23 protein-coding genes and 1 pseudogene are annotated in these 22,673 nt (G+C 69.4%); 16 read left to right on the forward strand and 8 right to left on the reverse strand.

What is annotated here, in order from left to right; all coding sequences use genetic code 11:
* Positions 1 to 12: 12 nt before the first annotated feature.
* Positions 13 to 369: an SIP domain-containing protein gene (locus HCR12_RS08485; protein ID WP_166865294.1), complete on the reverse strand. Its 357-nt coding sequence runs from the start codon at positions 367 to 369 to the stop codon at positions 13 to 15.
* 54 nt (positions 370 to 423) lie between these two features.
* On the reverse strand, positions 424 to 1,845 hold the full coding sequence (locus HCR12_RS08490; RefSeq protein ID WP_166865297.1) for an amidase: 1,422 nt from the start codon (positions 1,843 to 1,845) through the stop codon (positions 424 to 426).
* Between the two features lie 85 nt (positions 1,846 to 1,930).
* Here HCR12_RS08490 and HCR12_RS08495 point away from each other — a divergent pair, with 85 nt between their 5' ends.
* The 4 genes from HCR12_RS08495 to HCR12_RS08510 are packed head-to-tail and all read left to right on the forward strand — an operon-like array spanning position 1,931 to position 4,624.
* Positions 1,931 to 2,284 carry a GntR family transcriptional regulator gene (locus tag HCR12_RS08495; protein WP_166865301.1) on the forward strand — a complete coding sequence of 118 codons (354 nt, stop codon included), beginning with the start codon at positions 1,931 to 1,933 and terminating at the stop codon, positions 2,282 to 2,284.
* Entirely contained in the window at positions 2,284 to 3,192 is a 909-nt protein-coding gene (locus HCR12_RS08500; protein ID WP_166865304.1) for an ABC transporter ATP-binding protein, read from the forward strand. The genes HCR12_RS08495 and HCR12_RS08500 overlap by 1 nt, the downstream gene beginning before the upstream one ends.
* A complete protein-coding gene (locus HCR12_RS08505) occupies positions 3,189 to 3,962 on the forward strand; it encodes an ABC transporter permease (RefSeq protein WP_166865307.1) in 774 nt (257 codons plus the stop codon). The genes HCR12_RS08500 and HCR12_RS08505 overlap by 4 nt, the downstream gene beginning before the upstream one ends.
* Before the next feature lie 56 nt (positions 3,963 to 4,018).
* Positions 4,019 to 4,624: a hypothetical protein gene (locus HCR12_RS08510; RefSeq protein ID WP_166865310.1), complete on the forward strand. Its 606-nt coding sequence runs from the start codon at positions 4,019 to 4,021 to the stop codon at positions 4,622 to 4,624.
* A gap of 9 nt (positions 4,625 to 4,633) precedes the next feature.
* Here HCR12_RS08510 and HCR12_RS08515 read toward each other — a convergent pair whose 3' ends face one another.
* The 3 genes from HCR12_RS08515 to HCR12_RS08525 all read right to left on the reverse strand — a co-directional run bounded on the left by HCR12_RS08515 (position 4,634) and on the right by HCR12_RS08525 (position 6,731).
* The gene (locus HCR12_RS08515) at positions 4,634 to 5,215 is read right to left on the reverse strand and encodes a GNAT family N-acetyltransferase (RefSeq protein WP_166865313.1); all 582 of its coding nucleotides are present in this window, start codon (positions 5,213 to 5,215) and stop codon (positions 4,634 to 4,636) included.
* A 101-nt stretch (positions 5,216 to 5,316) separates the two neighbouring features.
* The gene (locus tag HCR12_RS08520; protein WP_166865316.1) at positions 5,317 to 6,009 is read right to left on the reverse strand and encodes a uracil-DNA glycosylase; all 693 of its coding nucleotides are present in this window, start codon (positions 6,007 to 6,009) and stop codon (positions 5,317 to 5,319) included.
* Positions 6,006 to 6,731, reverse strand: a complete 726-nt coding sequence (locus HCR12_RS08525; RefSeq protein WP_166865319.1) for a Type 1 glutamine amidotransferase-like domain-containing protein — start codon at positions 6,729 to 6,731, stop codon at positions 6,006 to 6,008. The genes HCR12_RS08520 and HCR12_RS08525 overlap by 4 nt, the downstream gene beginning before the upstream one ends.
* Before the next feature lie 86 nt (positions 6,732 to 6,817).
* Here HCR12_RS08525 and HCR12_RS08530 point away from each other — a divergent pair, with 86 nt between their 5' ends.
* Positions 6,818 to 8,326 carry an MFS transporter gene (locus HCR12_RS08530; protein WP_166865322.1) on the forward strand — a complete coding sequence of 503 codons (1,509 nt, stop codon included), beginning with the start codon at positions 6,818 to 6,820 and terminating at the stop codon, positions 8,324 to 8,326.
* Between the two features lie 51 nt (positions 8,327 to 8,377).
* Here HCR12_RS08530 and HCR12_RS08535 read toward each other — a convergent pair whose 3' ends face one another.
* On the reverse strand, positions 8,378 to 9,148 hold the full coding sequence (locus HCR12_RS08535; RefSeq protein WP_166865325.1) for an SDR family NAD(P)-dependent oxidoreductase: 771 nt from the start codon (positions 9,146 to 9,148) through the stop codon (positions 8,378 to 8,380).
* Between the two features lie 49 nt (positions 9,149 to 9,197).
* Here HCR12_RS08535 and HCR12_RS08540 point away from each other — a divergent pair, with 49 nt between their 5' ends.
* The 6 genes and pseudogenes from HCR12_RS08540 (at position 9,198) to HCR12_RS08565 (ending at position 16,296) form a co-directional block, all read left to right on the forward strand.
* Positions 9,198 to 10,301 carry an acyltransferase family protein gene (locus tag HCR12_RS08540; RefSeq protein WP_166865328.1) on the forward strand — a complete coding sequence of 368 codons (1,104 nt, stop codon included), beginning with the start codon at positions 9,198 to 9,200 and terminating at the stop codon, positions 10,299 to 10,301.
* Between the two features lie 112 nt (positions 10,302 to 10,413).
* Positions 10,414 to 11,742, forward strand: a pseudogene (locus tag HCR12_RS08545) (bifunctional o-acetylhomoserine/o-acetylserine sulfhydrylase); the annotation flags it as partial.
* 123 nt (positions 11,743 to 11,865) lie between these two features.
* Positions 11,866 to 13,071 carry a homoserine O-acetyltransferase MetX gene (metX, locus tag HCR12_RS08550; protein ID WP_166865334.1) on the forward strand — a complete coding sequence of 402 codons (1,206 nt, stop codon included), beginning with the start codon at positions 11,866 to 11,868 and terminating at the stop codon, positions 13,069 to 13,071.
* Between the two features lie 107 nt (positions 13,072 to 13,178).
* Entirely contained in the window at positions 13,179 to 14,351 is a 1,173-nt protein-coding gene (locus tag HCR12_RS08555) for a sensor histidine kinase (RefSeq protein ID WP_166865337.1), read from the forward strand.
* Entirely contained in the window at positions 14,348 to 15,604 is a 1,257-nt protein-coding gene (locus HCR12_RS08560; RefSeq protein WP_166865340.1) for a hypothetical protein, read from the forward strand. The genes HCR12_RS08555 and HCR12_RS08560 overlap by 4 nt, the downstream gene beginning before the upstream one ends.
* A gap of 29 nt (positions 15,605 to 15,633) precedes the next feature.
* Entirely contained in the window at positions 15,634 to 16,296 is a 663-nt protein-coding gene (locus HCR12_RS08565; RefSeq protein WP_166865343.1) for a response regulator transcription factor, read from the forward strand.
* On the opposite strand, the gene HCR12_RS08570 is transcribed toward HCR12_RS08565, so the two are convergent.
* The gene (locus HCR12_RS08570; protein ID WP_166865346.1) at positions 16,269 to 17,534 is read right to left on the reverse strand and encodes a glycosyltransferase 87 family protein; all 1,266 of its coding nucleotides are present in this window, start codon (positions 17,532 to 17,534) and stop codon (positions 16,269 to 16,271) included. The genes HCR12_RS08565 and HCR12_RS08570 overlap by 28 nt on opposite strands.
* Before the next feature lie 105 nt (positions 17,535 to 17,639).
* On the opposite strand from HCR12_RS08570, the gene HCR12_RS08575 reads away from it, so the two are divergent.
* Genes HCR12_RS08575 through HCR12_RS08585 form a run of 3 tightly spaced genes read left to right on the forward strand, consistent with a single transcriptional unit; the run spans position 17,640 to position 20,096 of the window.
* Positions 17,640 to 18,473 (forward strand): ABC transporter substrate-binding protein, encoded by an 834-nt coding sequence (locus HCR12_RS08575; RefSeq protein ID WP_166865349.1) that lies wholly within the window; start codon positions 17,640 to 17,642, stop codon positions 18,471 to 18,473.
* Positions 18,474 to 18,522: 49 nt separating this feature from the next.
* Positions 18,523 to 19,368, forward strand: a complete 846-nt coding sequence (locus tag HCR12_RS08580; RefSeq protein ID WP_166867288.1) for an amino acid ABC transporter permease — start codon at positions 18,523 to 18,525, stop codon at positions 19,366 to 19,368.
* Positions 19,365 to 20,096 (forward strand): amino acid ABC transporter ATP-binding protein, encoded by a 732-nt coding sequence (locus HCR12_RS08585; RefSeq protein WP_166865352.1) that lies wholly within the window; start codon positions 19,365 to 19,367, stop codon positions 20,094 to 20,096. Before HCR12_RS08580 ends, HCR12_RS08585 begins: the two co-directional genes overlap by 4 nt.
* A 27-nt stretch (positions 20,097 to 20,123) precedes the next feature.
* Here HCR12_RS08585 and HCR12_RS08590 read toward each other — a convergent pair whose 3' ends face one another.
* Positions 20,124 to 20,942, reverse strand: a complete 819-nt coding sequence (locus HCR12_RS08590) for an ADP-dependent NAD(P)H-hydrate dehydratase (protein WP_166865355.1) — start codon at positions 20,940 to 20,942, stop codon at positions 20,124 to 20,126.
* Between the two features lie 23 nt (positions 20,943 to 20,965).
* Between HCR12_RS08590 and HCR12_RS08595 the strand changes: the two genes are divergently transcribed.
* On the forward strand, positions 20,966 to 21,592 hold the full coding sequence (locus HCR12_RS08595) for an HAD family hydrolase (RefSeq protein ID WP_166865357.1): 627 nt from the start codon (positions 20,966 to 20,968) through the stop codon (positions 21,590 to 21,592).
* Positions 21,589 to 22,668: an NADH:flavin oxidoreductase/NADH oxidase gene (locus HCR12_RS08600; protein WP_166865358.1), complete on the forward strand. Its 1,080-nt coding sequence runs from the start codon at positions 21,589 to 21,591 to the stop codon at positions 22,666 to 22,668. Before HCR12_RS08595 ends, HCR12_RS08600 begins: the two co-directional genes overlap by 4 nt.
* Positions 22,669 to 22,673 lie beyond the last annotated feature (5 nt).

Here is a 22,673-nt window from a genome sequence, read left to right on the forward strand (position 1 = left end):
CGTCGGATGAGGTCAGTCGGAGGTGACGACGCGCGCCGAGTCGTCGCCGGAGATCCACGCGTAGACGCGGTGCTCACGATCGGCCTCGACCGGCAGCATCTCGGCGAGCCACGCATCGACGGCGGTCTGCAGGCTCTGGCCCCGCTCGCGCAGCAGCCACGTGACGCAGACGCGACCGGGGGCGGGAAGCTCGCGGATCGCGTCCGCGTTCTCGACCTCGATGAAGATGCGGCCGCGTGCCTTCGCCGGAAGCGTCGCGGTGATCGCCTCGACGACGGGGATGTCCGCTTCCACGGCGCCGAGAAGCACGGAGTCGCCGGTTTCGGGATTCCAGGCGAGCGATGAGGAGAGCAGGTCGGCGAGAAGCATCGACGCCAGTATAGGTCAGGCTTACCTAACTTGAGAATGGGAAAGTGCCGTGACTCACTCCCGCCAGGCGGCTGGATGGCGCCGGTGCCAGCCGATCTGCCGCTCCAGCTGCGCACCGAGCGCGAGAAGCGCGCGTTCGCCACCTGGACGCCCCACGAGTTGCACGCCCATCGGCAGCCCCTCGGCCGTCTCATGGATGGGGAGCGTGATCGCCGGAAGCCCTGCCACATTCACGAAGCTCGTGAATGGCGAGTAGCGGCACTGCTGGGCGAAGTTGCGCTCCGGATCCTCCGCGTCGTACCAGCCGATGGGGCGCGGGGCCTGCGCGAGCGTCGGCGTGAGCACGGCGTCGAAGGGCGCGAACCGCGCGATCGTGCGGCGTTCATAGGCGCTCAGCCAGGCGAGCGCCTCGCCCAGCTCACGCGCGCCGAGACCGCGCCCCTCCTCCACGAGCCACCGAGTCAGCGGCTCGACGCGGTCGAGTTGGTCGCCCTCGACGGGGAGCGTCGCAGCTCCGGCCTGCCACACTGTGCGGAAGGCGGCGGCGTAGCCGGGCTCCTCGGGAACAGCGAGCTCCTCGATGCCGTGACCCAGCGCGGTGAACTCCGCGATCGCTCGGTCGAGTGCCTCGCGTGCGGCTGGCTCCAGTTCGATGTCGTACGCGGTCGACCACGGCGAGTCGATGGTCACGGCGAGTTGGAACCGCCCTTCGCCACGCGTCGCAGCCGTGAGGAACGGCCCCTCGGCGTCCCGCGCCTCCGTCGCCCACGACGCCGGGGCGCCGCTCGGCGCGACGAGAGCGTCGAGCAGGAGCGCGGCATCCGCGACGCTCCGTGCGATCGGGCCGCCCACGACGAGCCCCGCGAGCGACCCGAACCCGGAGGCGGCAGGCACACGTCCCCGCGACGGCTTGAGCCCCACGAGTCCGCACGCCGCTGCGGGGATGCGGATCGATCCGCCGCCGTCTGATCCGGGGGCCACGGGAAGCAGCCCGGCAGCGACGGCGGCCGCCGCTCCCCCGCTCGATCCGCCCGCGCCGCGTGCGAGATCGTAGGGCGTGCGGGTAGGCCTGCCGGAGAGGGGTTCGGTGTAGCTCGGGAACCCGAACTCCGGGGCCATCGTCGCCCCGAGGCTCACGCCGCCTGCGTCATCGAGCACGCGCACGATCTCGTCGGATTCCTCCGCGACGACACCGGCGAAGGAGCGAGACCCGAAGTCGCTCACGCGCCCCTCGCGAGCGGCGAGGTTCTTGTCCGCGAGCGGGAGCCCCCACAGCGCGAGCGCGTGCGAACGACTGGCGACCGCATCCGCCCGCCGCAGCGCGAGCTCCGGTTCCACGAGGGCGAATGCGCCGAGCTGCGGGTCGATCCGCTCGATGCGAGCGAGATAGTGCTCCGCGAGTTCGCGCGGCGTCACCTCCCCGCGACGCAGCCAGTCGAGCTGCTCGAGCGCACTCAGGTGATGGAGTTCGAACACCCTCCCGACCCTACGGCTTGACATTCGGAGGCCAAGCTGATTGGTTAGTTACTCAAGTAATGAACCAATCAACAAGGGAGCGCGCGTGGACGACAGTCGGCCTCTCTTCCTGCAGGTCGCAGAGCGCATCGAGAACGACATCATCTCGGGCGCCCTCGCCGAGGAAGCGCAGGTGCCCTCCACCAACGAGTGGGCGGCATTCCTGCGGATCAACCCCGCCACGGCGGGCAAGGGCGTGAACCTGCTCGTCGACCAGGGCGTTCTCTACAAGAGGAGAGGAATCGGGATGTTCGTCGCAGAAGGTGCGCGCGAGCGCCTCATCACCGCACGCCGAGAGGCCTTCCGCGAGCAATACCTCGCACCCCTCCTCGCCGAGGCTCAGAAGCTCGGCATCACCCCCGCACAGGTCGCCCTACTCATCCACGAAGGAAGCGAATGATGAACACCGTCATCCAGCTCGACGGTCTCTCCAAGACCTACGGCACCGGCGCAGGGGCCGTCCACGCGGTCCGCGACGTCAGTCTCACCCTCACCGAGAACCGCATCCACGGCCTCCTCGGCCGCAACGGAGCCGGCAAGACCACGCTCATGCAGCTGCTCACCGGCCAGGAGCTCGCGACCGCGGGCGACATCCGGGTCTTCGGCGAGCACCCGCTCGAGAATGCCCGCGTGCTCGAGCGCGTGTGCTTCATCAAGGAGAGCCAGCGCTACCCCGACGACTTCCGTGTGAAGCATGTGCTGCGCAGCGCCGAATGGTTCTTCGCCGGCTGGGATGCCGAGTTCGCGACCCAGCTCGTCGAGCAGTTCCGCGTGCCGATCAACCGGCGGATGAAGAAGCTCTCCCGCGGGCAGCTCTCGGCCGTCGGCGTCATCGTCGGCCTCGCCAGCCGCGCGCCGCTCACCTTCTTCGACGAGCCCTACCTCGGACTCGATGCCGTCGCCCGCCAGCTGTTCTACGACACGCTGCTCGCCGACGTCGCCGAGCACCCGCGCACCGTCGTGCTCTCCACGCACCTCATCGACGAGGTGTCCGACCTCCTCGAGCACATCCTCGTGATCGACGAAGGCCGGATCATCATCGATGCCGACGCCGAGGAGCTCCGCGGAACCGCGACCGACGTCGTCGGTCCGCGCAGCGTCGTCGAGGCCTTCGCGGAAGGCCGCGAGGTCGTCCACACGACCACGATCGGCGGGCTCGCGAGCGCCACGATCGCCGGCCTCGACGCCGCCGGACGCGCCGCAGCCACAGCAGCTGGCCTCGAGCTCGCCCCCGTCTCGCTTCAGCAGCTCGTCATCCGCACCACCTCCGGCATCACCGCCGCCGCCCAGAACGGAGCCTCCGCATGACCGCCGTCACCGCCCCCGCCGCCGCGCGCGAGCCGGGCCTCCTCGCCCGCACCTGGCGCGTCACACGACTCCTCACCGCCAACCCCGCGACGGTGCTCGTGTGGCCGCTCGTCATCCTCGCCGCGATCTTCCTGCTCACCTGGAGCATCTGGGCGATCGTCATGGCCAACATCGACCCGGCCGACGTCGAGGCCACGAGCGAGGGGATCCGCTTCAACGGCGCCGTGACGTACATCTTCGTGTACTTCATGGTCGTGGCCATTCAGGCCGTCAACCAGACGTTTCCGCTCGCGCTCGGGTTCGGATCCACGCGTCGGGCGTTCAGCTTCGGCACGGCCGTGACGTTCTCGCTGCTCTCGGTGGTCTACGCGACGATCCTCACGATCGCCGCCGAGCTCGAGCGCGCGACGAATGGATGGGGTGTGCACGGCGCGTTCTTCCGCAGCTTCGGCGTCGCCACCGATGAGGGCATCGTCGCGCAGTGGTGGATCTACTTCTGCTGGTTCGTGTTCTTCTCGTTCACGGGAGCCATCTTCGCGGCCGTATTCGTGCGGTGGCGAGCGGTCGGCCTCACCATCACGTTCCTCCTGCTGGGCTTCCTCGTCGTGGGGCTCGTGGCGCTCCTCACCTTCACCGAGACGTGGGGCGAGTTCGCTCGCGTGTTCATCGAACTAGGAACGGTGGGCGTCGCGAGCGTGATGATCGTGATGGGCGTGATCGCCGCGTTCGCGGGCCACGCGCTGCTGCGCCGAGCGACTCCGCGCAGCTGAGACCAGCTGATAGATTCGCGGCGACGGAGGAGGAACCGGTGACCAGACAGCGCACAATGCGTGACAGCCTCCTCCTCGCCGCGCTTCTCGCGGTGGGCCTCACCGGGTGCGCCGCCGACGACAGTGCGCCGACCCCCACCGACTCCCCCACGCCTCCCGTGTCCGGCCCGACCGCGGAGCCGACCCCCGATGCGGCGGAACCCGAATTCCGGATGCCGACCGCGTGCGCTGACGCCCTTCCCGCGTCGCGCATCGACGAACTCGATGGGCTCGGGATGGAGCTGCTCGCCGGCCCCGACGGCAGATACGGGGACAGCTTCCTCGCCGACCCGACACCGGAGCAGCTCGCGGGCGGCATCACGTGCATCTGGGGTGAGGAGGAGGTTCCCGAGAACTCGGTGACGATCTCCATCGCCCCCGTCACACCCGCAACGCGCGACGGGATCGTGACCGGTCTCGTCGACCAGGCCCTCAACATCATCGAGCAGGGCGACCTGCGCATCTATGCACGGACCGGCGACAGCGTCGCGGCCCCCGCCATCATCAACCTCGTGCGGCCCACGAGCTGGATCTCGGTCATCACCGGGCTCGGCGGCGAGGAGCAGTACGACTGGGCTGTGGAGCTCGCCGACGACGTCAGCACGCAGGTGGGCGCGAGCTGAACGCGCAGATCAGTCCTTGAGGCTCTTCTGCATCAGCACGGTGCCGATCCAGCGCTCGAACTTGTAGCCGACCTTGCCCATGCGCCCCACCTCGGTGAAGCCGAACCGCTCATGCAGGGCGATCGACGCCTCCGCTCCCCCGTCGGCGATGACCGCGATGACCTCCTTGATGCCCACCGCCTTGCACCGCTCGAGCAGCTCGGCCATGAGCGCTGACCCCAGGCCCTTTCCGGTGGAAGCGGGACCGAGGTAGATCGAGTTCTCCACCGTGAAGCGGTACGCCGCCTTCTGCTTCCACGGGGAGACGTTCGCGTAGCCGAGGACCTGGCCAGAGGGCGAGACGGCGACGATCCACGGGTAGGGGAACTTCGCGTTGTGGCGGAACTTCTCACGCAGCTGCCGGAGCGTCTGCGGGTCCTCATCGAACGTCACCATCGAGTTCGCGACGTAGTAGTTGTAGATCTCGCGGATGTACGGCAGGTCGGCCTCGGTCGCGTCGCGGATGGCGAACGCGAACTCGGGCTCCGGGTCGGGGGCCTTCCGCAGATGGCGCGGCAGCTGACGGGGCGGGTTGTATTCCTCTTCCAGCATGGGCCTCTCCGGTGTCCGTCACGTGAGGTGCGAGGGGCCGCGAGCGAACGGCCGCACTCCTCCACTGTGCCACCGAATGCGCTTCGAGACGCGCTCCGCGGTCAGAAGAGCTCGTCTGCGGGACCCGCATCCCAGTCGATCCCCGCCGCGCCCTGCTCGGCGAGCAGGGCGTTCACGCGGCTGAATGGCCGGGACCCGAAGAAGCCGTTGCGCGCCGAGAGAGGGCTCGGGTGCGCCGACTCGACGACGGGCACATCGCCGAGCAGCGGCCGAAGCTCCTGGGCATGCCTCCCCCACAGCACCGCCACGAGCGGCTGGTCGCGAGCGGCGAGCGCGCGGATCGCGTGGGATGTGACGCTCTCCCAGCCCAGCCCACGATGCGATCCCGGTGCGCCCCCGCGCACCGTGAGCGTGCGGTTGAGCAGAAGCACGCCCTGGTCCGCCCACGCGGACAGATCACCATGGAGCGGCGGCGTGATGCCGAGGTCGTCGGTCAGCTCCCGGTAGATGTTCACGAGGCTGCGGGGAAGCGGGCGCACATGCCGGTCGACGGCGAACGACAGTCCGATCGCGTGGCCCGGCGTGGGGTACGGATCCTGCCCCACGATGAGCACCCGCACATCCGCGAGCGGGGCGTGGAATGCGCGCAGCACGTTCTCGCGCGCGGGAAGCCACGCGATGCCGTCCCGCGTCTCTGCGTCGAGGCGCTCCCCGATCCGCTCGAGGTCGTCTGCGACCGGCGCGAGCGCGTCGCGCCAGCCGGGATCCAGCTGCGCGTCGAAGAGCCGCGTCATCCGCCGAGCGTGCCCACGATGACACCCGCAGGGGCGTCGATCACCTGCCACACGCTGCCGTCTCCGCGCACTCCGAAACCGTGGTCGTCGACGATGAGCGCCGTGCGCTCGTCGATCGCCACGCCGCCGTCGACGAGGCCGGCCTCGGTCGCCGCGACAAGCCGGCTGAGCGTGCCCCACTGGGCAGCGTGCACGTCGACCGCGATGTCGACGAGGGCGATGCCTTCGACGACCGTCACCTCGTCGAGACCTTCGCCCGTCTCCTCCGGGCACACCTCGACGCCGTTGATGCGCCACCCGCCCACGATCGCCCGATCGGCGGCGATCATCGCGCCCGCCGAGTAGCCGAGGTAGGGAAGCCCATCGGCGACGAGCAGCCGGATCTCCTCGATGAGCGGATCGATCGCCTCGAGGTACCAGGGCGTCACTCCGCCGCCCACGAGGAGGCCGTCGATGTCGGTGAGCACGCCCGCCTCGAAGACGGCGGGACGGAGGAGGGACGTCACGACGGGCTCGCACGGCGCGACATCCCGCAGCATCCGGGCGTACATCGCGCTGTACTCGCGCATGTGCTCCTCGACGTCGCCGATGATGAGCACCGCGATGCGGGGAACGGCGCGACCGCTCAACGCGGCGCGTTCCGCCGATTCCTCGATGAATGTCCGCGCGCAACCGGCGCCGGACTCATCGGTCCATCCCCCTCCGACGAGATGCACGCTCATCGCGCGCCCCGCCGCTCGATCGACACACTCATCTCGCCCGCCATGCCACAACGTTAGTCACCTCGGCGTGCCAGTAGCATCCGAACATGACCCGTACCCGCAATGCCGGCGCGATCACCTTCGCTCTCGTCGGATTCCTCTTCGTGCTCGAGATCGTCAGCGGCATCCTGCAGGGCTTCTACGTACCGCTCATGCCCGACATCGCCGTGCACCTGAGCGTGACCGATGGCGACCTCAACTGGTTCGAGGCGTCGCAGCTGCTGCTCGCGGCCATCATCGTGCCGATCTTCGCGAAGCTCGGCGACATGTTCGGGCACAAGAGGATCCTGCTCCTCTCCACCGCTCTCACCGCGGGTGCCACCTGGTGGCTCGCGTTCTCGGGTGACTTCTGGAGCTTCCTCATCGCGTGGTCGCTGCAGGCCTTCTACGTGGTGTGGCTGCCGCTCGAGGTGGCGCTCATCTTCGATCGCGGCCGCCGTACGGGCACCTCCGCCTCGCAGACGCGCCGCGCCGCCGGCTTCCTCGTCGTCGCGCTCGAGGCGGGCGCCATCATGGGCGCGCTCGGCAGCGCGCAGATCCTCAAGGCCACCTCCGGCGACATCATGCTCACGCTGTTCGCCCCCGCTGTCGCCGTGACGCTCGTGTTCTTCGCGATCCTGTTCGGCGTGCCGGAGTCGGAGCCTGCGGGCGTACGGAAGTTCGACGGGTTCGGGTTCACGCTTCTCTCGATCGGCCTGCTGCTCATCACCGCGGGCCTCGTGTTCCTGCGCGTCGACGACATCGACGGCATGCCGGTTCCGCTCGACACGCGCCTCAGCCTTCTGGCGATCGCCGTCGTGCTCGGTGCTGCGGTGCTGTGGGTGTTCGCGCGCTGGGAGCTGCGTCATCCCGACCCCGCGATCGACCTGCGCGTCATGAGCCAGCCGACCATGTGGCCGCTGCTCATCACCGCGGGCCTCTTCGGCATCTCCGTGCTCGGCGCGCAGACGCCGCTTGCGACCTACGCGGGCACCGACCCCGAGATCCACGGATACGGTCTCGGCTTCGATGCGACCGTGCGCTCCTACCTCATCGGCGTCTACCTCGTGTCGATGATCCTCGGCGCTCTCGCGTTCGCTGCGGTGTCGAAGCGCATCTCTCCGCGGCTCTCGCTCGTGCTTGCGAGTTCGCTGGTGGGCGTCGGATACCTGCTCTTCCTGCCCTTCCACCTCGAGGCCTGGCAGGTCATCGCGAACATGGTGATCGCGGGCATGGGTTCGGGCGCACTCGTCGCCGCGCTCCCCGCTGCCGCCGCCGCGGCGGCGCCGAAGGGGCAGACGGGCATCGCGGCAGGCATGACGAACACGACCAAGACGATCGGCGGCGCATTCGCCTCCGCTCTCTTCGGCGTCGTCCTCGTGAGCGCCGCCGCGGACGTGGGCGAGACCGTCGCCCCGCTCGCGGGCTACATGACCGTGTGGGCGGTGTGCGGACTCGGCGCCGTCGTCTCGGTCGTGCTTCTGTTCGCGGTTCCGAAGCTCGCCTTCGCAGACGCGCTGCCCGACGAGCCGGCGACGGCCGACGCCGAAGCCGCGACGGCGGACGAGACGCGCTGATCCACTGATCCGCGAGCGTGGCCGGGGCGGGATGTCCCGGCCACGCCGCCGTCAGAGCTTGGGAACGAGCGGCCCGTGCGCGAACACGCGCGCGGCCGACTGCGCGACCGGCTTGATCGTCACCAGGTCGAGGTTGACGTGCGCGGGCAGCTCCGCCGCGTGCACGATCGCCTCGGCGATGTCCTCCGCCACGAGCGGGTTCGCGACGTTCGCGTAGACCGCCTCAGCGGCCTCGGCGTCGCCCCGCAGGCGCTTGAGCGAGAAGTCCGTCTTGACCATTCCGGGAGCGATCTCGACGACGCGGATCGGCTCGCCGCCGAGCTCCAGCCGGAGCACCGCCATGAGCGCGTGCTGCGCGTGCTTGGCCGCGTTGTAGCCGCCGCCGCCCGGGTACACGACGTGCGCCGCGATCGAGGTGACGGCGAGGATGTCTGCCGCGCCGCGCTCGAGCGAGCCACGGCGCAGGGCGGGCAGGAGCGCCGCGACCATGCGCTGCGTGCCGAGCACATTCGTCTCGAACATGGCGCGCCAGTCGTCGGGGTCGCCCTCTTCGACCGTCTCCACGCCGATCGCGCCGCCCGCGTTGTTCACGAGCGCATGCAGCGGGCCCATGGCCTCCACCTCGGCCCGCACTCGCGCGACGTCCTCGGCGACCGTCACATCCGCGACGATCGGGATGAGCACACCCTCCTCGGCGAGCGCGGCGAGACGGTCGGCGCGGCGGGCGACGCCCACGACCTCCCATCCGCTCGCGGCGAAGCGACGCGCGGTCGCCTCCCCGATTCCGGAGCTGGCACCCGTGACGACGACGCGATAGGACATGACCCCCACGTTAGGCGAACAGGGCCTGCCCCTTGCGTAGGGTTGAAGGATGAGCGGGACCCCCCAGTCGATCGCTGTCAAGGAGCGAGTGCCCTTCTGGGACAACGCGCGATTCGCGTGCATCGTGCTCGTCGTCACCGGACACGCCATCCAGCGCCAGACGAGCGACTCCGACAACGCACTCGCGCTGTACCTGTTCCTCTACGCGTTCCACATGCCCGCGTTCGCCATCATCTCGGGGTATTTCTCGAAAGCGACTCCCCCGGGTGCGCGTCAGATGCGCCGCGTGATCACCGACATCGTGCTTCCGTACGCGATCATGCAGGGCATCTGGTCGCTCGTGCAGTGGATCGTCGAAGGCAAGAACGCCTTCAATCCGACCGAGCCGAAGTGGACCCTGTGGTTCCTGCTCGCTCTCGCGATCTTCCGGCTGATCCTCCCCTACCTCGCCCTGCTGCGGTGGCCTCTCGTGTGGGCGATCGCCGCGTCGGTGATGGTCGGATACTTCCCCAACGTCGATTCGACCTTCTCGCTCTCGCGGGCCATCGGGATCCTGCCGTTCTTCGTGCTGGGGTGGGCGCTGCGCAACACACGCGTCGCCGACCAGTGGCACGCGGCGAGCCGCGGAACGGTGTGGTGCATCCGCGCGGCCGCACTCACGCTGTTCGGCCTGTGGCTGATGATCGTGCTCGCCAACATCGACCTCTTCCGAGAGATCGACCTGCGGTTCTGGTTCTTCTACGACGACCACTACCGTGCTCTCGGCGAGAGCTCCTGGTGGGCAGGTCTGCTGCGACTCGGGCTCATCGCGCTGGCGGTCGTGCTGTCCACGGCGTTCCTGGCGCTCATCCCGCGGCGCGAGACGTTCTTCACCGCGTTCGGCCAGGCGACGATGTACGTCTACCTGCTGCATTCGTTCGTGCTCTACCCGATCCGCGAATCCGGGGTCCTCAAGGACGACCACTCCTCGGCCGTGTGGCTGCTCACCATGATCTTCGCGTCGCTCGCGATCTCGGTTCTGCTGTCGAGCCCCTGGGTCAGACGGGTGTTCCGGCCCCTCATCGAACCCAAGCCGAAGTGGCTCTTCGTCGACCGTGACGATCGCGTGCCGAGCGCCTCCCGCACCGACCCCACCGGATCCCGTCGCCCCTGAGCGATGCCAGGCCCGAGTGTGACGCGGTGTTGCATCTCAGATTGCCTGCCCCGGCCGGCAGTCGTAACGTCGACTCGATCACGCGCAACGTCGCGCACCACAGACCCGAACCACGAGGAGCACCATGTCGGACTGGAAGTTCGAGACCCAGCAGATTCACGCAGGCGCGGCCCCCGACCCGGTGACCAACGCGCGCGCGACGCCGATCTACAAGACCACCTCGTACGTGTTCAACAACGCCGACCACGCGAAGAACCTCTTCGCCCTCGCTGAGTTCGGCAACATCTACACGCGCATCCAGAACCCCACCCAGGCGGTCGTCGAGGAACGCGTCGCCACCCTCGAAGGCGGCACCGCCGCGCTCGCCACGGCCTCCGGATCCAGCGCCATCACCTACGCGATCCTCAACATCGCGGGCGCGGGCGACCACATCGTCTCGAGCTCGTCGATCTACGGCGGCACCTACAACCTCTTCAAGTACACGTTCGCGAAGCTCGGCATCGAGGTCACGTTCGTCGAGAACCAGGACGACGCCGAGGAGTGGCGCGCCGCGATCCGCCCGAACACCAAGGCGCTGTTCGGCGAGACGATCGGCAACCCGCGCATCAACATCCTCGACATCGAGCTCGTCGCCGAGGTCGCGCACGAGAACGACCTGCCGCTCATCGTCGACAACACGATCGCGACCCCGTACCTCATCCGTCCGTTCGAGCACGGTGCCGACATCATCGTGCACTCGGCCACCAAGTTCCTCGGCGGTCACGGAACGGTCATCGCGGGCATCATCGTCGACGGCGGCAAGTTCCCGTGGTCGCAGCACGTCGACAAGTTCCCCGGACTCACCGAGCCCGACCCCTCGTACCACGGCGCGAGCTACACGACGGTGCTCGGCGATGCCATCGCGTACATCATCAAGGCCCGTGTGCAGCTGCTCCGCGACACCGGCGCGGCTCTGTCGCCCGACAGCGCGTTCAGCCTCATCCAGGGCATCGAGACGCTCTCGCTGCGCATCGAGCGCCACGTCGAGAACGCTCAGCACATCGCCGAGTGGCTGTCGAACCACCCGGATGTCGCCGAGGTCTACTACGCAGGTCTTCCCTCGAGCCCCTGGTATGCCGCCGCCAACCGCTACGCGCCCAAGGGCGTCGGCGCCGTGCTCTCGTTCGAGCTCAAGGGCGGCGCGGACGCCGGGCGTGCGCTCGTCGAGAACGTGAGCCTGTTCAGCCACCTCGCCAACATCGGCGACGTGCGCAGCCTCATCATCCACCCCGCGTCGACGACCCACTCGCAGCTCACCCCCGAGCAGCAGCTGACCGCCGGTGTGACGCCCGGTCTCGTGCGTCTCTCGGTGGGTCTCGAGCACATCGACGACCTCAAGGCCGACCTGCAGTCCGGCTTCGACGCCGCGCGACGCGTCTCCGCTGCGGGCGCGAACGCCTGACGCACCCCGACCCGCTCACGGCGGGTCACCGAAGGGCCGGATGCCACGTGCATCCGGCCCTTCCCGGTTCGGCGAACAGCGGGTCGCACGTAACACTCGCCCAGGCACGCCAGAATGGGTGGAATGGACTGGCAGACCCCCGAAGACGCGGTGCCGTCCGCGTTCGTCACCGAGTCCAATCGGCGCGCGATCTCGGCGGCCCCTCCGGCATCCGGCGCGTGGCGCATCGGCGACGACCCGGGCGATCGGCTGTTCCAGCACATCGGCCCGATGACGTTCGAACGCGGCGGCAGCCTCCCGGCGGTGTCGATCGCGTACGAGACGTGGGGCGAGCTCAACGAGGCTCGCGACAACGCGGTTCTCGTGCTGCACGCGCTCACCGGCGACAGCCACGTGATCGGCGCCCCGGGCCGCGGGCATCCGACGGGCGGATGGTGGTCGGGTCTCGTCGGCCCCGGCAAGGTCGTCGATACGGACCGCTGGTTCGTCGTGGCGCCCAACATGCTCGGCGGATGCCAGGGCTCGACGGGCCCCGCGTCGGTCTCTCCCGACGGGGTCGAATGGGGAGCGCGCTTCCCGTTCGTCACGATCCGCGACCAAGTCGCCGCACAGCACGCACTCGCCCTTGCTCTCGGCATCGATGCGTGGGGTGCCGTCATCGGCGGCTCCATGGGCGGCATGCAGGTCATCGAGTGGGCGATCACCCACCCCGAGATGGTGCCGAAGTTCGCCGTGCTCGCGGCTCCCCCGGTGTCGACGGCTGATCAGATCGCCCTCAACTCGGTGCAGACGGAGGCGATCCGCATGGATCCGGCATGGAATGACGGGGACTACTACAACGCCGAAGACGGCGCCGGACCCCACCGTGGGCTCGCACTCGCCCGGCGCATGGCGCTGCTCAACTACCGCTCGCCCAGCGAGCTCGACGAGCGCTTCGCGCGCAGCTGGCAGAGCGGGCTCAACCCCATGGGCGGCGGCGGACGCTTCGCCGTCGAGAGCTACCTCGACTTCCACGGCAACAAGTTCACGCGCCGATTCGACGCGAACAGCTACCTGACGCTCGTCGAGGCGATGAACTCCCACGACGTCGGGCGCGAACGCGGCGGGGTGGCGGCCGCGCTCGAGCGGGCGACGGGCCTCGGACTCATCCTCGGCATCGACTCCGACCGGCTGTTCTCGGTGCCCGGGCAGCAGATCATCGCCCGCCACATCCCGAACAGCCTCACCGGCCAGGAGCCGGTGGTGATCTCGTCGCCGTTCGGACACGACGCGTTCCTCATCGAGGATGCGCTCGTCGGGGCACAGCTCACGCGTCTCCTGGACGCCTGAGCGCGCACCCGCGACGCGCCGTGTGCGCGTGTCACCCCCTTTCGGGTGTCGTCATCTGTCACCATGTGGCTACGTCCCCCGAACCACCACGAAGGAACACATCCGAGATGGACCTCCTCGCGAAGGAACGCGACCGCGTTCTGCAGCGAGTGGCCCGCGTCTACGGCTTGAGCTTCACCGCCGTCTCCGCCGCGTGCTTCTCGCTTCCCGGCGCCGTCGCCGGAAGCGACACGACCGCTCTCGGGATCTCGCTGTACGTGCTCCTCGCGGCTTTCTTCGTCGTCCTCGGGTACAGCCGCAACCCCGCGTGGATCGTCGCGGTGCTCGCGACGGGCATCGGCATCGCCGTCGTCATGACGGACGCCGGCAGCACGGACCTCGGCTCCGGCGGGCTTCTCGCGCTTCAGCTCCTCGTGGCGGGCGCTCTCGCCTCGATCGCGATCGTGCTGGGCGGAAGCCTCTGGCGCCTCGTCGGACTCATCCTGTCGTGCGCCGCTGTCCTCGTCGCGGTTCTCGTGCTCACCGCCGGCTCACCGCAGTCGCTGCGCATGGGGGGCCTCGTGATCCTCGGGTGGGTGCTCACCGCGGGCATCGGCTGGTGGGTGTCGGCCGGAGTGCCGCAGGTGGCCTCGCGCATCGGGAGCATCGGCCGAGCACACCGCGCGGAGCGTCAGGCAAGCGAGTTGGAAGCACAGCGCCGTCAGTCGGCCCGTCTGCTGCACGACACCGTGCTCGCCACCCTCACCCTCCTCGCCCACTCGGGTGTCGGCGTGACGCCGCAGGCGCTGCGCGAGCAGGCCGCCGACGACGCAGCGCTTCTGCGGCAGCTGCGCCTCGGGTCCACGCCCACCCCCGAATCCTCGGGCAGCTATCAGCTCGCCGCCGGAGGCGAACCGGAGCCCGTGCTCGGCCGCACCCTCGAGTCGGTCAAACACCGCTTCGGCCGGATGGGTCTCCAGGTGAGCTGGCACGGCACCGGGCAGGTGCACCTCCCCACCGAGGTGCTCGATGCGTTCCTCCTGGCCCTCGCGGAGTGCCTCGAGAATGTGCGCCGCCACTCCGGGGTCACGCAGGCCCACGTGACGATCACCGATGACGACACGACCGTGCGCGCGATGGTGACGGATGCGGGGGTCGGCTTCGACATCGCCGACATCGAAGAGGCCAATCTCGGCTTCGCGGAATCGGTGGTCGCACGGTTGCGCGAAGTGGGCGGCAACGCGCGGCTGTTCTCCTCGCCCGGAGCCGGAACCACGGTCGTGCTGGAGGTTCCCAAGTGAGCACACTCCCCGAGGAGAACACGCTCGGCATCGTCGTCGGCAACGCGGCTCGCGCCGTCACGAGCCGCGCCAAGCGCCTCGGCCAGGCGGGCGAACGCCCCGGCCTCGGCATCGCGTTCCTCGCCCTCGGCGCCTCGATCTTCGTGATCCTGCGGATCGCGTACGGGCTCGTGTGGTTCGTGCTGTCGTGGGAGCAGTACACGATCCCGCTTGCTGCAGCGGCGTCGTGGGCGGTCCTCGTGGCAACCGCCACGGGCACCATCCTGGGCACCCGTCTCGGCAGCGAGCGCATGCCCACCTGGGTCTTCCTCCTCGTGCTCGTCGGCATCGCGGCCACCGCCGCCTTCGACGTCACAGCCGTGTGGACGATCGACCCCATGGGCAGCGCGCTCACATCCGCGACCGCGGCAGGCGCTGTGCTGCTCCTCGTCGTGACGCACCGCGGTGCTGCTGAGGTGCTCGGAGCCGCGGCGGCGCTCGGACTCGGACTCGCGCTGTGCATGTTCCTCGCGACGCCGCCGAACGCCCCGTTCGACGCGGATACGGTGGGCCCGCAGCTCGCGGCGATCACCTTCGCCGTTCTCCCCGCGGTCATCGGGGTCGTTCTCGTGCACGGCTACCGGCGGATGGTGCAGAACGAACTCGATCGGGTGCTCGTGCAGTCGAACGTCTCGGCACCCCGCTTCGCGGTCGGCATGCTCGCCTCGGAGGAGCTCGCGCGCCTCGACCTCGCCGCGGAGAACCTGCTCGACGCGATCGCGACAGGCCGCACCGCGCTCCCGCTGTCGCCCAAGACCGCGTCGGTGGCGGCGTCCCTCGCGACCGAGCTGCGTCTGCACCTCATCGAAGGACGCCGCGAGACGTGGCTGTACCACGCGGTGAGCGAGTCGGAGCTGCTGGGCAAGACCGTCACCCTCATCGACAAGTCCGCCCTTGCGGGTCTGCTCGACTCGACGCAGCGTGACGGCCTGCTCGCGGCCGCATGGCTGCTGGTGACCGACAGCCGACCGAAGACAGCCGCGAACCGCACGGTGACGATCCAGGTCGGACCTCTCGCTCCTGGAGCATCCGAGCGCCCCGACCGCCGACTCGTCATCCCCATCGCCATCACGAGCACCGGAATCAGCCGGAATCGTGTCGACCCGGCGATCTGGGCCGCCCTGGGCCGCGTCGGACGATACTCTGACAGCACCGAGGACGGAAGCCTGCGCGTCGATATCGAGACGATCGTCGACAACCCGGCCGACGTGTGAGCCCCCTACAGATGCCGAAGGAGACACCGATGGCCGGACCCATCCGCCTCGCACTCGTTGACGATCACCGCATGATCCTGAGTGGTCTCGCGAACTGGATCCGCAACGCGACCGACGAGATCGACGTGGTCGCGGCACTCGCGACCTGGCCCGAACTCCTCACGCATCCCGCGTTCCCGGTCGACGTCGTGCTGCTCGACCTCGATCTCAAGGACAACATCCCTGTCGCGGTGAAGATCGCGGCGCTCAAGTCGACCGGCGTGCGCGTCGTGCTCATGAGCACCTACTCGGAGCCGAACGTCGTGCGCGAGGCTCTCGCCGCGGGCGCTCTCGGGTACCTGGTGAAGACGGAGCAGGCCGAGATGATCGTCGAAGCCATCCGCGCCGCTTCGAAGGGCGAGAGCTTCATCTCGGCGGAGCTCGACCTCGCGCTCAACGCCTCCGACATCGGCGGCGCCCCGAAGCTCTCAGCGCAGGAGCGCCGCGTGATGGCGCTCTACGGCGGTGGCGAGCCGGTGAAGTCGGTCGCCTACCAGCTCGGCATCTCGGAGGAGACCGCCAAGAGCTACCTCAAGCGCATCCGCGAGAAGTACCGCGTCGCGGGAATCGATGTGGGCACGAAGGTCGCGCTGCGTCGCCGTGCGATCCAGGACGGCATCCTCGTTCAGGATGCCCACGTCGGCGCGTTCTGAGCCACGGCGGTCTCGCTCCGCTGCCCGCGGACGATTCCGACGAGCGACGCGATGGCCCACGCGAACAGCACAGCGTAGAGCGCGTTGCGCGCCGTGAGCACGAGCAGGATCACCGTGTCGAGCCGCAGCAGCATCCCGTACGCGTAGGGATACACGGCGTGTGTGAGCGCGCCGATCGCGAGCGCGAGTGAGGCGGGCACGCGGTAGTCGACTCCGCGACCGTGCGACGCGCTCACGAGGCCGAGGATGACCGGCACGGCGAGCCATCCCGCGAACTGCGGCGACCCCACTTTGTTGAACAGGATGAGCGCAGTCGTGAAGGCGAGCACGAGCGCAGGCAGCAGGCGCTCCGGGTGCACGCGCCGCCGGGCGCCGATGACCCCGAGCGCGAGGATCGCGCCGACGGCGAGAGCGAGCAGCGGAGTCGACAGTGCGGCCGCGAGCTCGACGCCCTCGCCCGAGAACTGGTAGGTGAGGATCTCGCGGTCGTAGTAGATCGCGTTCGGGCCGCCCGCCCACGCCGACCACATGGCGACCGTCGCGAGCGGTGACTCGATCTGCAGGCCTCGGTCGGTCTGCTGGGTGATGAAGCTGAACAGCGCGGGGCCTCCGCCGAGCGCGAGAGCGGCGACGATCACCGCGAGCGTCGTGCCTGCCGCGGCGACGGCCACCGCGAGCCGTGACCGCAGCGCGATGAAGGCCGCGGCGACGAGGGCGGCCGGCCACACCTTGATCCACGCCCCGATGGTGAGCAGCGACGCGCCGAGTGCGGGCCGTGCGATCACCACGAGCACGCCGATCACCGCGATGGCGGTCGAGAAGGCGTCGATCCGCCCGAGGGTCACAGGCCCCACGGCGAGCAGGAAGGCGAGCCACCACCAGGCTGCGCGCGGAGCGCGGCGTCCGTGGAGAAGCACCGCGAACGCCACCGCGTCGACGAGGGTCACGAGCGTCAGCCAGGTGGCGGCGAAGAGACTCCAGCCGAACGTGAGAGAGCCGAGCATCGGCAGCATCGCGAGCACCGGATACACCCACGGCGCGTCGATCCCCAGCCAGATGCCGGCCTCGACGCCCGACCGAACCCAGGGGATGTAGGTGATGGTGACGTCGCCCATCGGGAGGCTCGGGGCTGTGAGGCAGATGTACCCGAGCACCAGATGCACCGCGAAGAACGCGCCCCACAGCAGGAGTCGGCGATGATGCCAGGGAGTCGGCGCTGCGTTCTCCCCGCCTGTCATGTCGGCCAGCGTACCGGCGTGCGTGACATCGGATGACGCTGGGGCGAGCGCCGAGTCGTCCGACACGGAATGATGGAAGCACCCGCATCGAACATGGAGGCAAACATGTCCCGCATCTCGCGCTTCGCCGCCGTCGCCTCGGCGTCCGCACTCGCGTTCGCCCTGGCGGCCTGCGCCGGCGACGCCCAGACAACCGAATACGTGAACGACGAGTTCGTCACCGACGGCAAGCTCACCATCGCCACCGGCGAAATGGCCTACTACCCGTACGTCATCGACGACGCACCCGAGTCGGGCGAGGGCTTCGAAGCCGCTGTCGCCTACGCCATCGCCGAAGAGCTCGGCTTCGAGGCCGACGACGTCGAGTGGGTGCGCACGAGCTTCGAGTCCGCCATCGCGCCGGGCCCGAAGGACTACGACCTCAACATCCAGCAGTTCTCGATCACCGCCGAGCGCAAGGAGAACGTCGACTTCTCTGCCCCGTACTACGCCGCGACCCAGGCGCTCGTCGCCATCGAGGGCGGCAACGCCGACGGCGCGACCTCGATCGAGGACCTCAAGGGCCTGCTGATCGGCGCCATGACCGGCACCACGAGCGGCCAGACGGTCGAGCAGGTCGTCGCCCCGACCGCTGGTGTTCAGTACTTCAACACCAACGAGGATGTGAAGCTCGCGCTCGAGTCGGGTCAGATCGACGCGATCGCGCTCGACCTCCCCACCGCCTTCTACACGACCGGCGTCGAGATCGACAACAGCTTCATCGTCGGCGAGCTCCCGAGCGCTGGCATCTCGGACGAGTGGGGCATCGTGCTGGCGAAGGGCTCGCCGCTGACTGAGCGTGTCTCGGCGGCGATCGAGAAGCTGCGCGACAGCGGCAAGCTGCAGGAGATCACCGACAAGTGGCTCGGTGCTGAGGCGGGCGTCGCCAAGCTCTCCTGACGTGACAGAGCACGGCGCCACCTCAGGTAGCGTCGACTCCGTGAATGATGTGACGACCCGACGGCCGAGCGAACTTGAGCTCGGCCGTCGGGCGTACCGCACGACGCAGTCGGTTCGCTCCATCCTCATCGCGATCGCTTCGACGCTCGCCCTGGCCCTCATCCTGTGGCTGACGGTCATCAACACCCCCGGCTGGGCCGCTGTCCAGCGCACCTTCTTCGATCCGGAGACGTTCGTCCAGGCGATCCCCCGGGTGGCCGAGGGCTTCCTGCTGAACCTGCAGCTGCTCGGCATCTCGGTTGTGACCGTCGCCATCACCGCGACGCTCATCGCGGTGATCCGCACGCTCCGCGGGCCCGTCTTCTTCCCGCTGCGCGCGATCGCTGCGGGCTACACGGACATCTTCCGCGGACTGCCGCTCATCATCGTGCTGTATCTCGTGGGCTACGGCATCCCCGGGCTTCTCAACGAACGCATCCCTGTCGTGGTGCTGGGCACCATTGCGCTCACCCTCACCTACTCGGCCTACGTCAGTGAGGTGATCCGCGCGGGCATCGAAGCGGTCCACCCCTCGCAGCGCCTGGCCGCCCGTGCCCTCGGGCTCAGCTACGCCAAGACACTTCGGATCGTCGTCATGCCGCAGGCGGTGCGCAAGATGACGCCGGCTCTCATGAACGACTTCGTCGCGATGCAGAAGGATGTCGGGCTCATCTCCGTGCTCGGCGCCGTCGACGCCGTACGCGGCGCGCAGCTCGAGACCGCGCAGGCCTACAACTTCACCCCGTACATCGTCGCGGGGCTCCTGTTCATCCTCCTGGCGATCCCCACCATCCGGCTCGCCGACTGGTACACCGCGCGACTGCGCAGCCGCGAGCAGATGGGATCGATCGTATGAACCCCGTCCTGCAGGCCACCGACATCTGGAAGGCGTTCGGCGAGAAGGAGGTGCTGCGCGGCATCTCGCTCGACCTCGCGAAGCACGAAGTCGTCGCGCTCATCGGCCCGAGCGGATCCGGCAAGTCGACGCTGCTGCGCTGCCTCAATCTGCTCGAACCGATCGACGACGGACAGATCCTGCTCGAAGGTCGTGACATCTCGGATCCGCGCGTCAAGCAGGACGAGGTGCGCGCACGATTCGGCGTGGTCTTCCAGCACTACAACCTGTTCCCCCACCTCTCGGTGCTCGACAACGTGGCCCTCGCTTCGCGCACGGTGCACGGGGTGCCGCGCCGGGAGGCCGAGCGGCGTGGCCTCGAGCTGCTCGAGCGCATCGGCCTCGCCGACAAGGCAAAAGAGCACCCCGATCGCCTCTCGGGCGGCCAGCAGCAGCGTGCGGCGATCGTCCGCGCCATCGCGACCAACCCCACGGTGCTTCTGCTCGACGAGATCACGAGCGCTCTCGACCCCGAGCTTGTGGGCGAAGTGCTCGACCTGGTGGGCGAACTCGCCTCGGATGGCGCGACGATCCTCATGGCGACGCACGAGATGGCGTTCGCCCGGGAGGTGGCGCACCGTGTGCTCTTCCTCGACGGGGGCGTCGTCGTCGAGCAGGGCCCCGCGCGGGAGCTCTTCGCGAACCCGCGCGAGGAGCGCACCCGAGAGTTCCTGTCGCGCGTCGGCTGAGGCGTCTCCGCCTCTGCTGCAGCCGCGTCAGCGGTTCGCCACGAGATCGCGGATGACGCCCGGGATGTGCTCGCACAGCTCGACGACGGTGAACGGTCCCCCGCGGCTCGCGCGATCGGCTGCGACGCCGTGGATGACCGCAGCTGTCGCCGCGAGCCGGGCCGCCTGACGCGGGTCCGCCACGAGTTCGGCCGCATGCGTCGCCAGCAGCGCCCCGAGCACCCCCGCGAGCGCATCCCCCGCCCCCGCGGTCGCCGTCCAGGCGGGCGCGGTGGAGACGCGCAGGAGCGAGCCGTCGGGCGAGGCGATGTGCGTCGTGTGGCCCTTGAGCAGCACGACTCCGTCGACCCTCTCGGCGGCCGCGAGGGCGCTTGAGGCGGGATCGGCGAGTACCTCCGCACGATCGACGTCGAGCAGCCGCGCGAGCTCCCGCGCATGCGGAACGAGCACGCGCAGCCCCGAAGCGGATGCGGTGTGCGGCAGGGCTCCCGCGTCGATGACGGTCGGCACCCCGTCGGCCAGCGCGAGATCCCGCTGCCGCGCCGTGATGTCGTCGACGTTCTCCGCGTCCTGGCCGGGCCCCACGATCCACGCCTGCACGCGCCCCGCTGCCGTCACGGCCTCCGGGCGTCGCTGCAGCACGAGTCGTGTGGGGCGCCCCGCGCCGCGATAGCGCACCATGCCCACCCCCGTGCGGAGCGCCGCCTCCACCGTGAGCACAGCCGCCCCCGGGTAGGCCGCGGAGCCCGCGGCGATCCCGAGCACACCGCGCGAGTACTTGTCGTCGTCGGGGCCGGGAACCGCGATCCCGCCCGCCGCATCAACCGGTCCGAAGAGCTCGCTCATGCGCGCCAGGATAGTTTGTACCGATGAGCATTCACATCCCCGGCCGTGTCGTCGTGTTCGACTACGGGGAGGTGATCTCGATGTCGCAGAGCGGGCATGACACGCTCGCGCTCCTCGGGGCCGCAGCTCAGGAGGCTCAGGCGTTCTGGCCCGTCTACTGGCGCCATCGCGACCAGCTCGACAAGGGCGAGATCAGCGTCGTCGACTACTGGAAGGCCGTCGCCTCCGACCTCGGCGCCGACTGGGATCTGCCCACCATCCAGCGCCTGTGGGCGATCGACTTCCGCAGCTGGATCAGCGTGGAGCCCGGCACCGTGCACCTCATCCAGGAGCTGGCCAGGGGCGGCACGCGCGTCGCGCTGCTGTCGAACGCGGGATTCGACTTCGGCGCCGCGTTCCGGGCCGCCCCGTTCGCATCGGTCATGGAGCGGGTGTTCGTGAGCGCGGAGCTCGGGATGCTGAAGCCCGATGCGGAGATCTACCAGCACGTCATCGCCGAGCTCGGCATCGAGCCTGCCCAGATGGTCTTCATCGACAACAAGGCCGTCAACGTCGACGGCGCGACCGCGCTCGGCGCGACCGGGCATGTGTTCCGGTCGGTGCAGGGCCTGCGCGAATTCCTCGAGAGTCTCGCGGAGGCGACACGATGACGGGACTCTTCGATCCGATCGTCGTGCGCGGCGTCGAGGTGCGCAATCGGCTGTGGGTCGCACCCATGTGCCAGTACGCGGTTCACGACCACGATGGTGCGCCCACCGACTGGCATCTCGTTCACCTCGGGGCGCTCGCCCGCGGCGGCGCGGGGGCGGTCATCGCGGAGGCGACCGCGGTGGTGCCTGAGGGTCGCATCACGCCCGCCGACACCGGCATCTGGAACGACGCACAGGTGGACGCGTGGCAGCCCATCACCGCCTTCATCCGCGCCCAGGGTGCCGTACCCGGCATCCAGCTGGCTCACGCCGGCCGGAAGGCATCGACCTACGCACCGTGGGGGGCGACCGGCCGCGGAAGCGTGCCGCTCAGCGACGGCGGTTGGACGACCGTGGCGCCGTCGGCGGTCGCGTTCGACGGCTACGCCGAGCCGCGCGCCCTCGCCGTGAGCGAGATCGCCGAGCTCGTGTCTGCCTTCGCAGAGGCCGCCCGCCGTTCGCTGCGCGCCGGGTTCGAGCTCATCGAGATCCACGCCGCCCACGGCTACCTGCTGCACGAATTCCTCTCGCCGCTGTCGAACCTGCGCGACGACTCCTATGGCGGATCGCTCGAGAACCGGGCCCGTCTGCTCCTCGAAGTCGTCCGCGCCGTCCGCGCGGAGGTCGGCGAGTCGGTGCCCGTCCTGGTGCGCTTCTCTGCGACCGATTGGGCCGACGGCGGCTGGGATGCCGCGCAGACCGCGGTCGTCGCATCGTGGGCGCGCGAAGCCGGCGCTGACCTCTTCGATGTGTCGAGCGGCGGCCTCGTGGCACACCAGCAGATTCCCCTCTCGCCGGGCTACCAGGTGCCGTTCGCCGAGGAGGTGGGCGGCGTCGCCGGCGCGACGGTCGCCACCGTCGGACTCATCACGACGGCCGACCACGCGGATGCGATCATCCGCGAGGGTCGGGCCGACGTGGTGATGATGGGCCGCGAGCTGCTTCGCGACCCGCATTTCCCTCTGCGGGCCGCGCACGAGCTCGGCGTCGACCTGGATTACTGGCCGGGCCAGTACCTCCGCGCGCGCTGGGCCTGACGGCC

This window comes from Salinibacterium sp. ZJ70 (assembly GCF_011751865.2).
In the GTDB taxonomy this organism is placed as follows: Bacteria; Actinomycetota; Actinomycetes; order Actinomycetales; family Microbacteriaceae; genus Homoserinibacter.

Coding starts and splice junctions, on each gene's coding strand:
- HCR12_RS08485 (WP_166865294.1), bottom strand. CDS start 369: ATGCTTCTCGCCGACCTGCTCTCCTCATCGCTCGCCTGGAATCCCGAA.
- HCR12_RS08500 (WP_166865304.1), top strand. CDS start 2,284: ATGAACACCGTCATCCAGCTCGACGGTCTCTCCAAGACCTACGGCACC.
- HCR12_RS08505 (WP_166865307.1), top strand. CDS start 3,189: ATGACCGCCGTCACCGCCCCCGCCGCCGCGCGCGAGCCGGGCCTCCTC.
- HCR12_RS08510 (WP_166865310.1), top strand. CDS start 4,019: ATGCGTGACAGCCTCCTCCTCGCCGCGCTTCTCGCGGTGGGCCTCACC.
- HCR12_RS08515 (WP_166865313.1), bottom strand. CDS start 5,215: ATGCTGGAAGAGGAATACAACCCGCCCCGTCAGCTGCCGCGCCATCTG.
- HCR12_RS08520 (WP_166865316.1), bottom strand. CDS start 6,009: ATGACGCGGCTCTTCGACGCGCAGCTGGATCCCGGCTGGCGCGACGCG.
- HCR12_RS08525 (WP_166865319.1), bottom strand. CDS start 6,731: ATGAGCGTGCATCTCGTCGGAGGGGGATGGACCGATGAGTCCGGCGCC.
- HCR12_RS08530 (WP_166865322.1), top strand. CDS start 6,818: ATGACCCGTACCCGCAATGCCGGCGCGATCACCTTCGCTCTCGTCGGA.
- HCR12_RS08535 (WP_166865325.1), bottom strand. CDS start 9,148: ATGTCCTATCGCGTCGTCGTCACGGGTGCCAGCTCCGGAATCGGGGAG.
- HCR12_RS08540 (WP_166865328.1), top strand. CDS start 9,198: ATGAGCGGGACCCCCCAGTCGATCGCTGTCAAGGAGCGAGTGCCCTTC.
- metX (WP_166865334.1), top strand. CDS start 11,866: ATGGACTGGCAGACCCCCGAAGACGCGGTGCCGTCCGCGTTCGTCACC.
- HCR12_RS08555 (WP_166865337.1), top strand. CDS start 13,179: ATGGACCTCCTCGCGAAGGAACGCGACCGCGTTCTGCAGCGAGTGGCC.
- HCR12_RS08565 (WP_166865343.1), top strand. CDS start 15,634: ATGGCCGGACCCATCCGCCTCGCACTCGTTGACGATCACCGCATGATC.
- HCR12_RS08570 (WP_166865346.1), bottom strand. CDS start 17,534: ATGACAGGCGGGGAGAACGCAGCGCCGACTCCCTGGCATCATCGCCGA.
- HCR12_RS08575 (WP_166865349.1), top strand. CDS start 17,640: ATGTCCCGCATCTCGCGCTTCGCCGCCGTCGCCTCGGCGTCCGCACTC.
- HCR12_RS08585 (WP_166865352.1), top strand. CDS start 19,365: ATGAACCCCGTCCTGCAGGCCACCGACATCTGGAAGGCGTTCGGCGAG.
- HCR12_RS08590 (WP_166865355.1), bottom strand. CDS start 20,942: ATGAGCGAGCTCTTCGGACCGGTTGATGCGGCGGGCGGGATCGCGGTT.
- HCR12_RS08595 (WP_166865357.1), top strand. CDS start 20,966: ATGAGCATTCACATCCCCGGCCGTGTCGTCGTGTTCGACTACGGGGAG.
- HCR12_RS08600 (WP_166865358.1), top strand. CDS start 21,589: ATGACGGGACTCTTCGATCCGATCGTCGTGCGCGGCGTCGAGGTGCGC.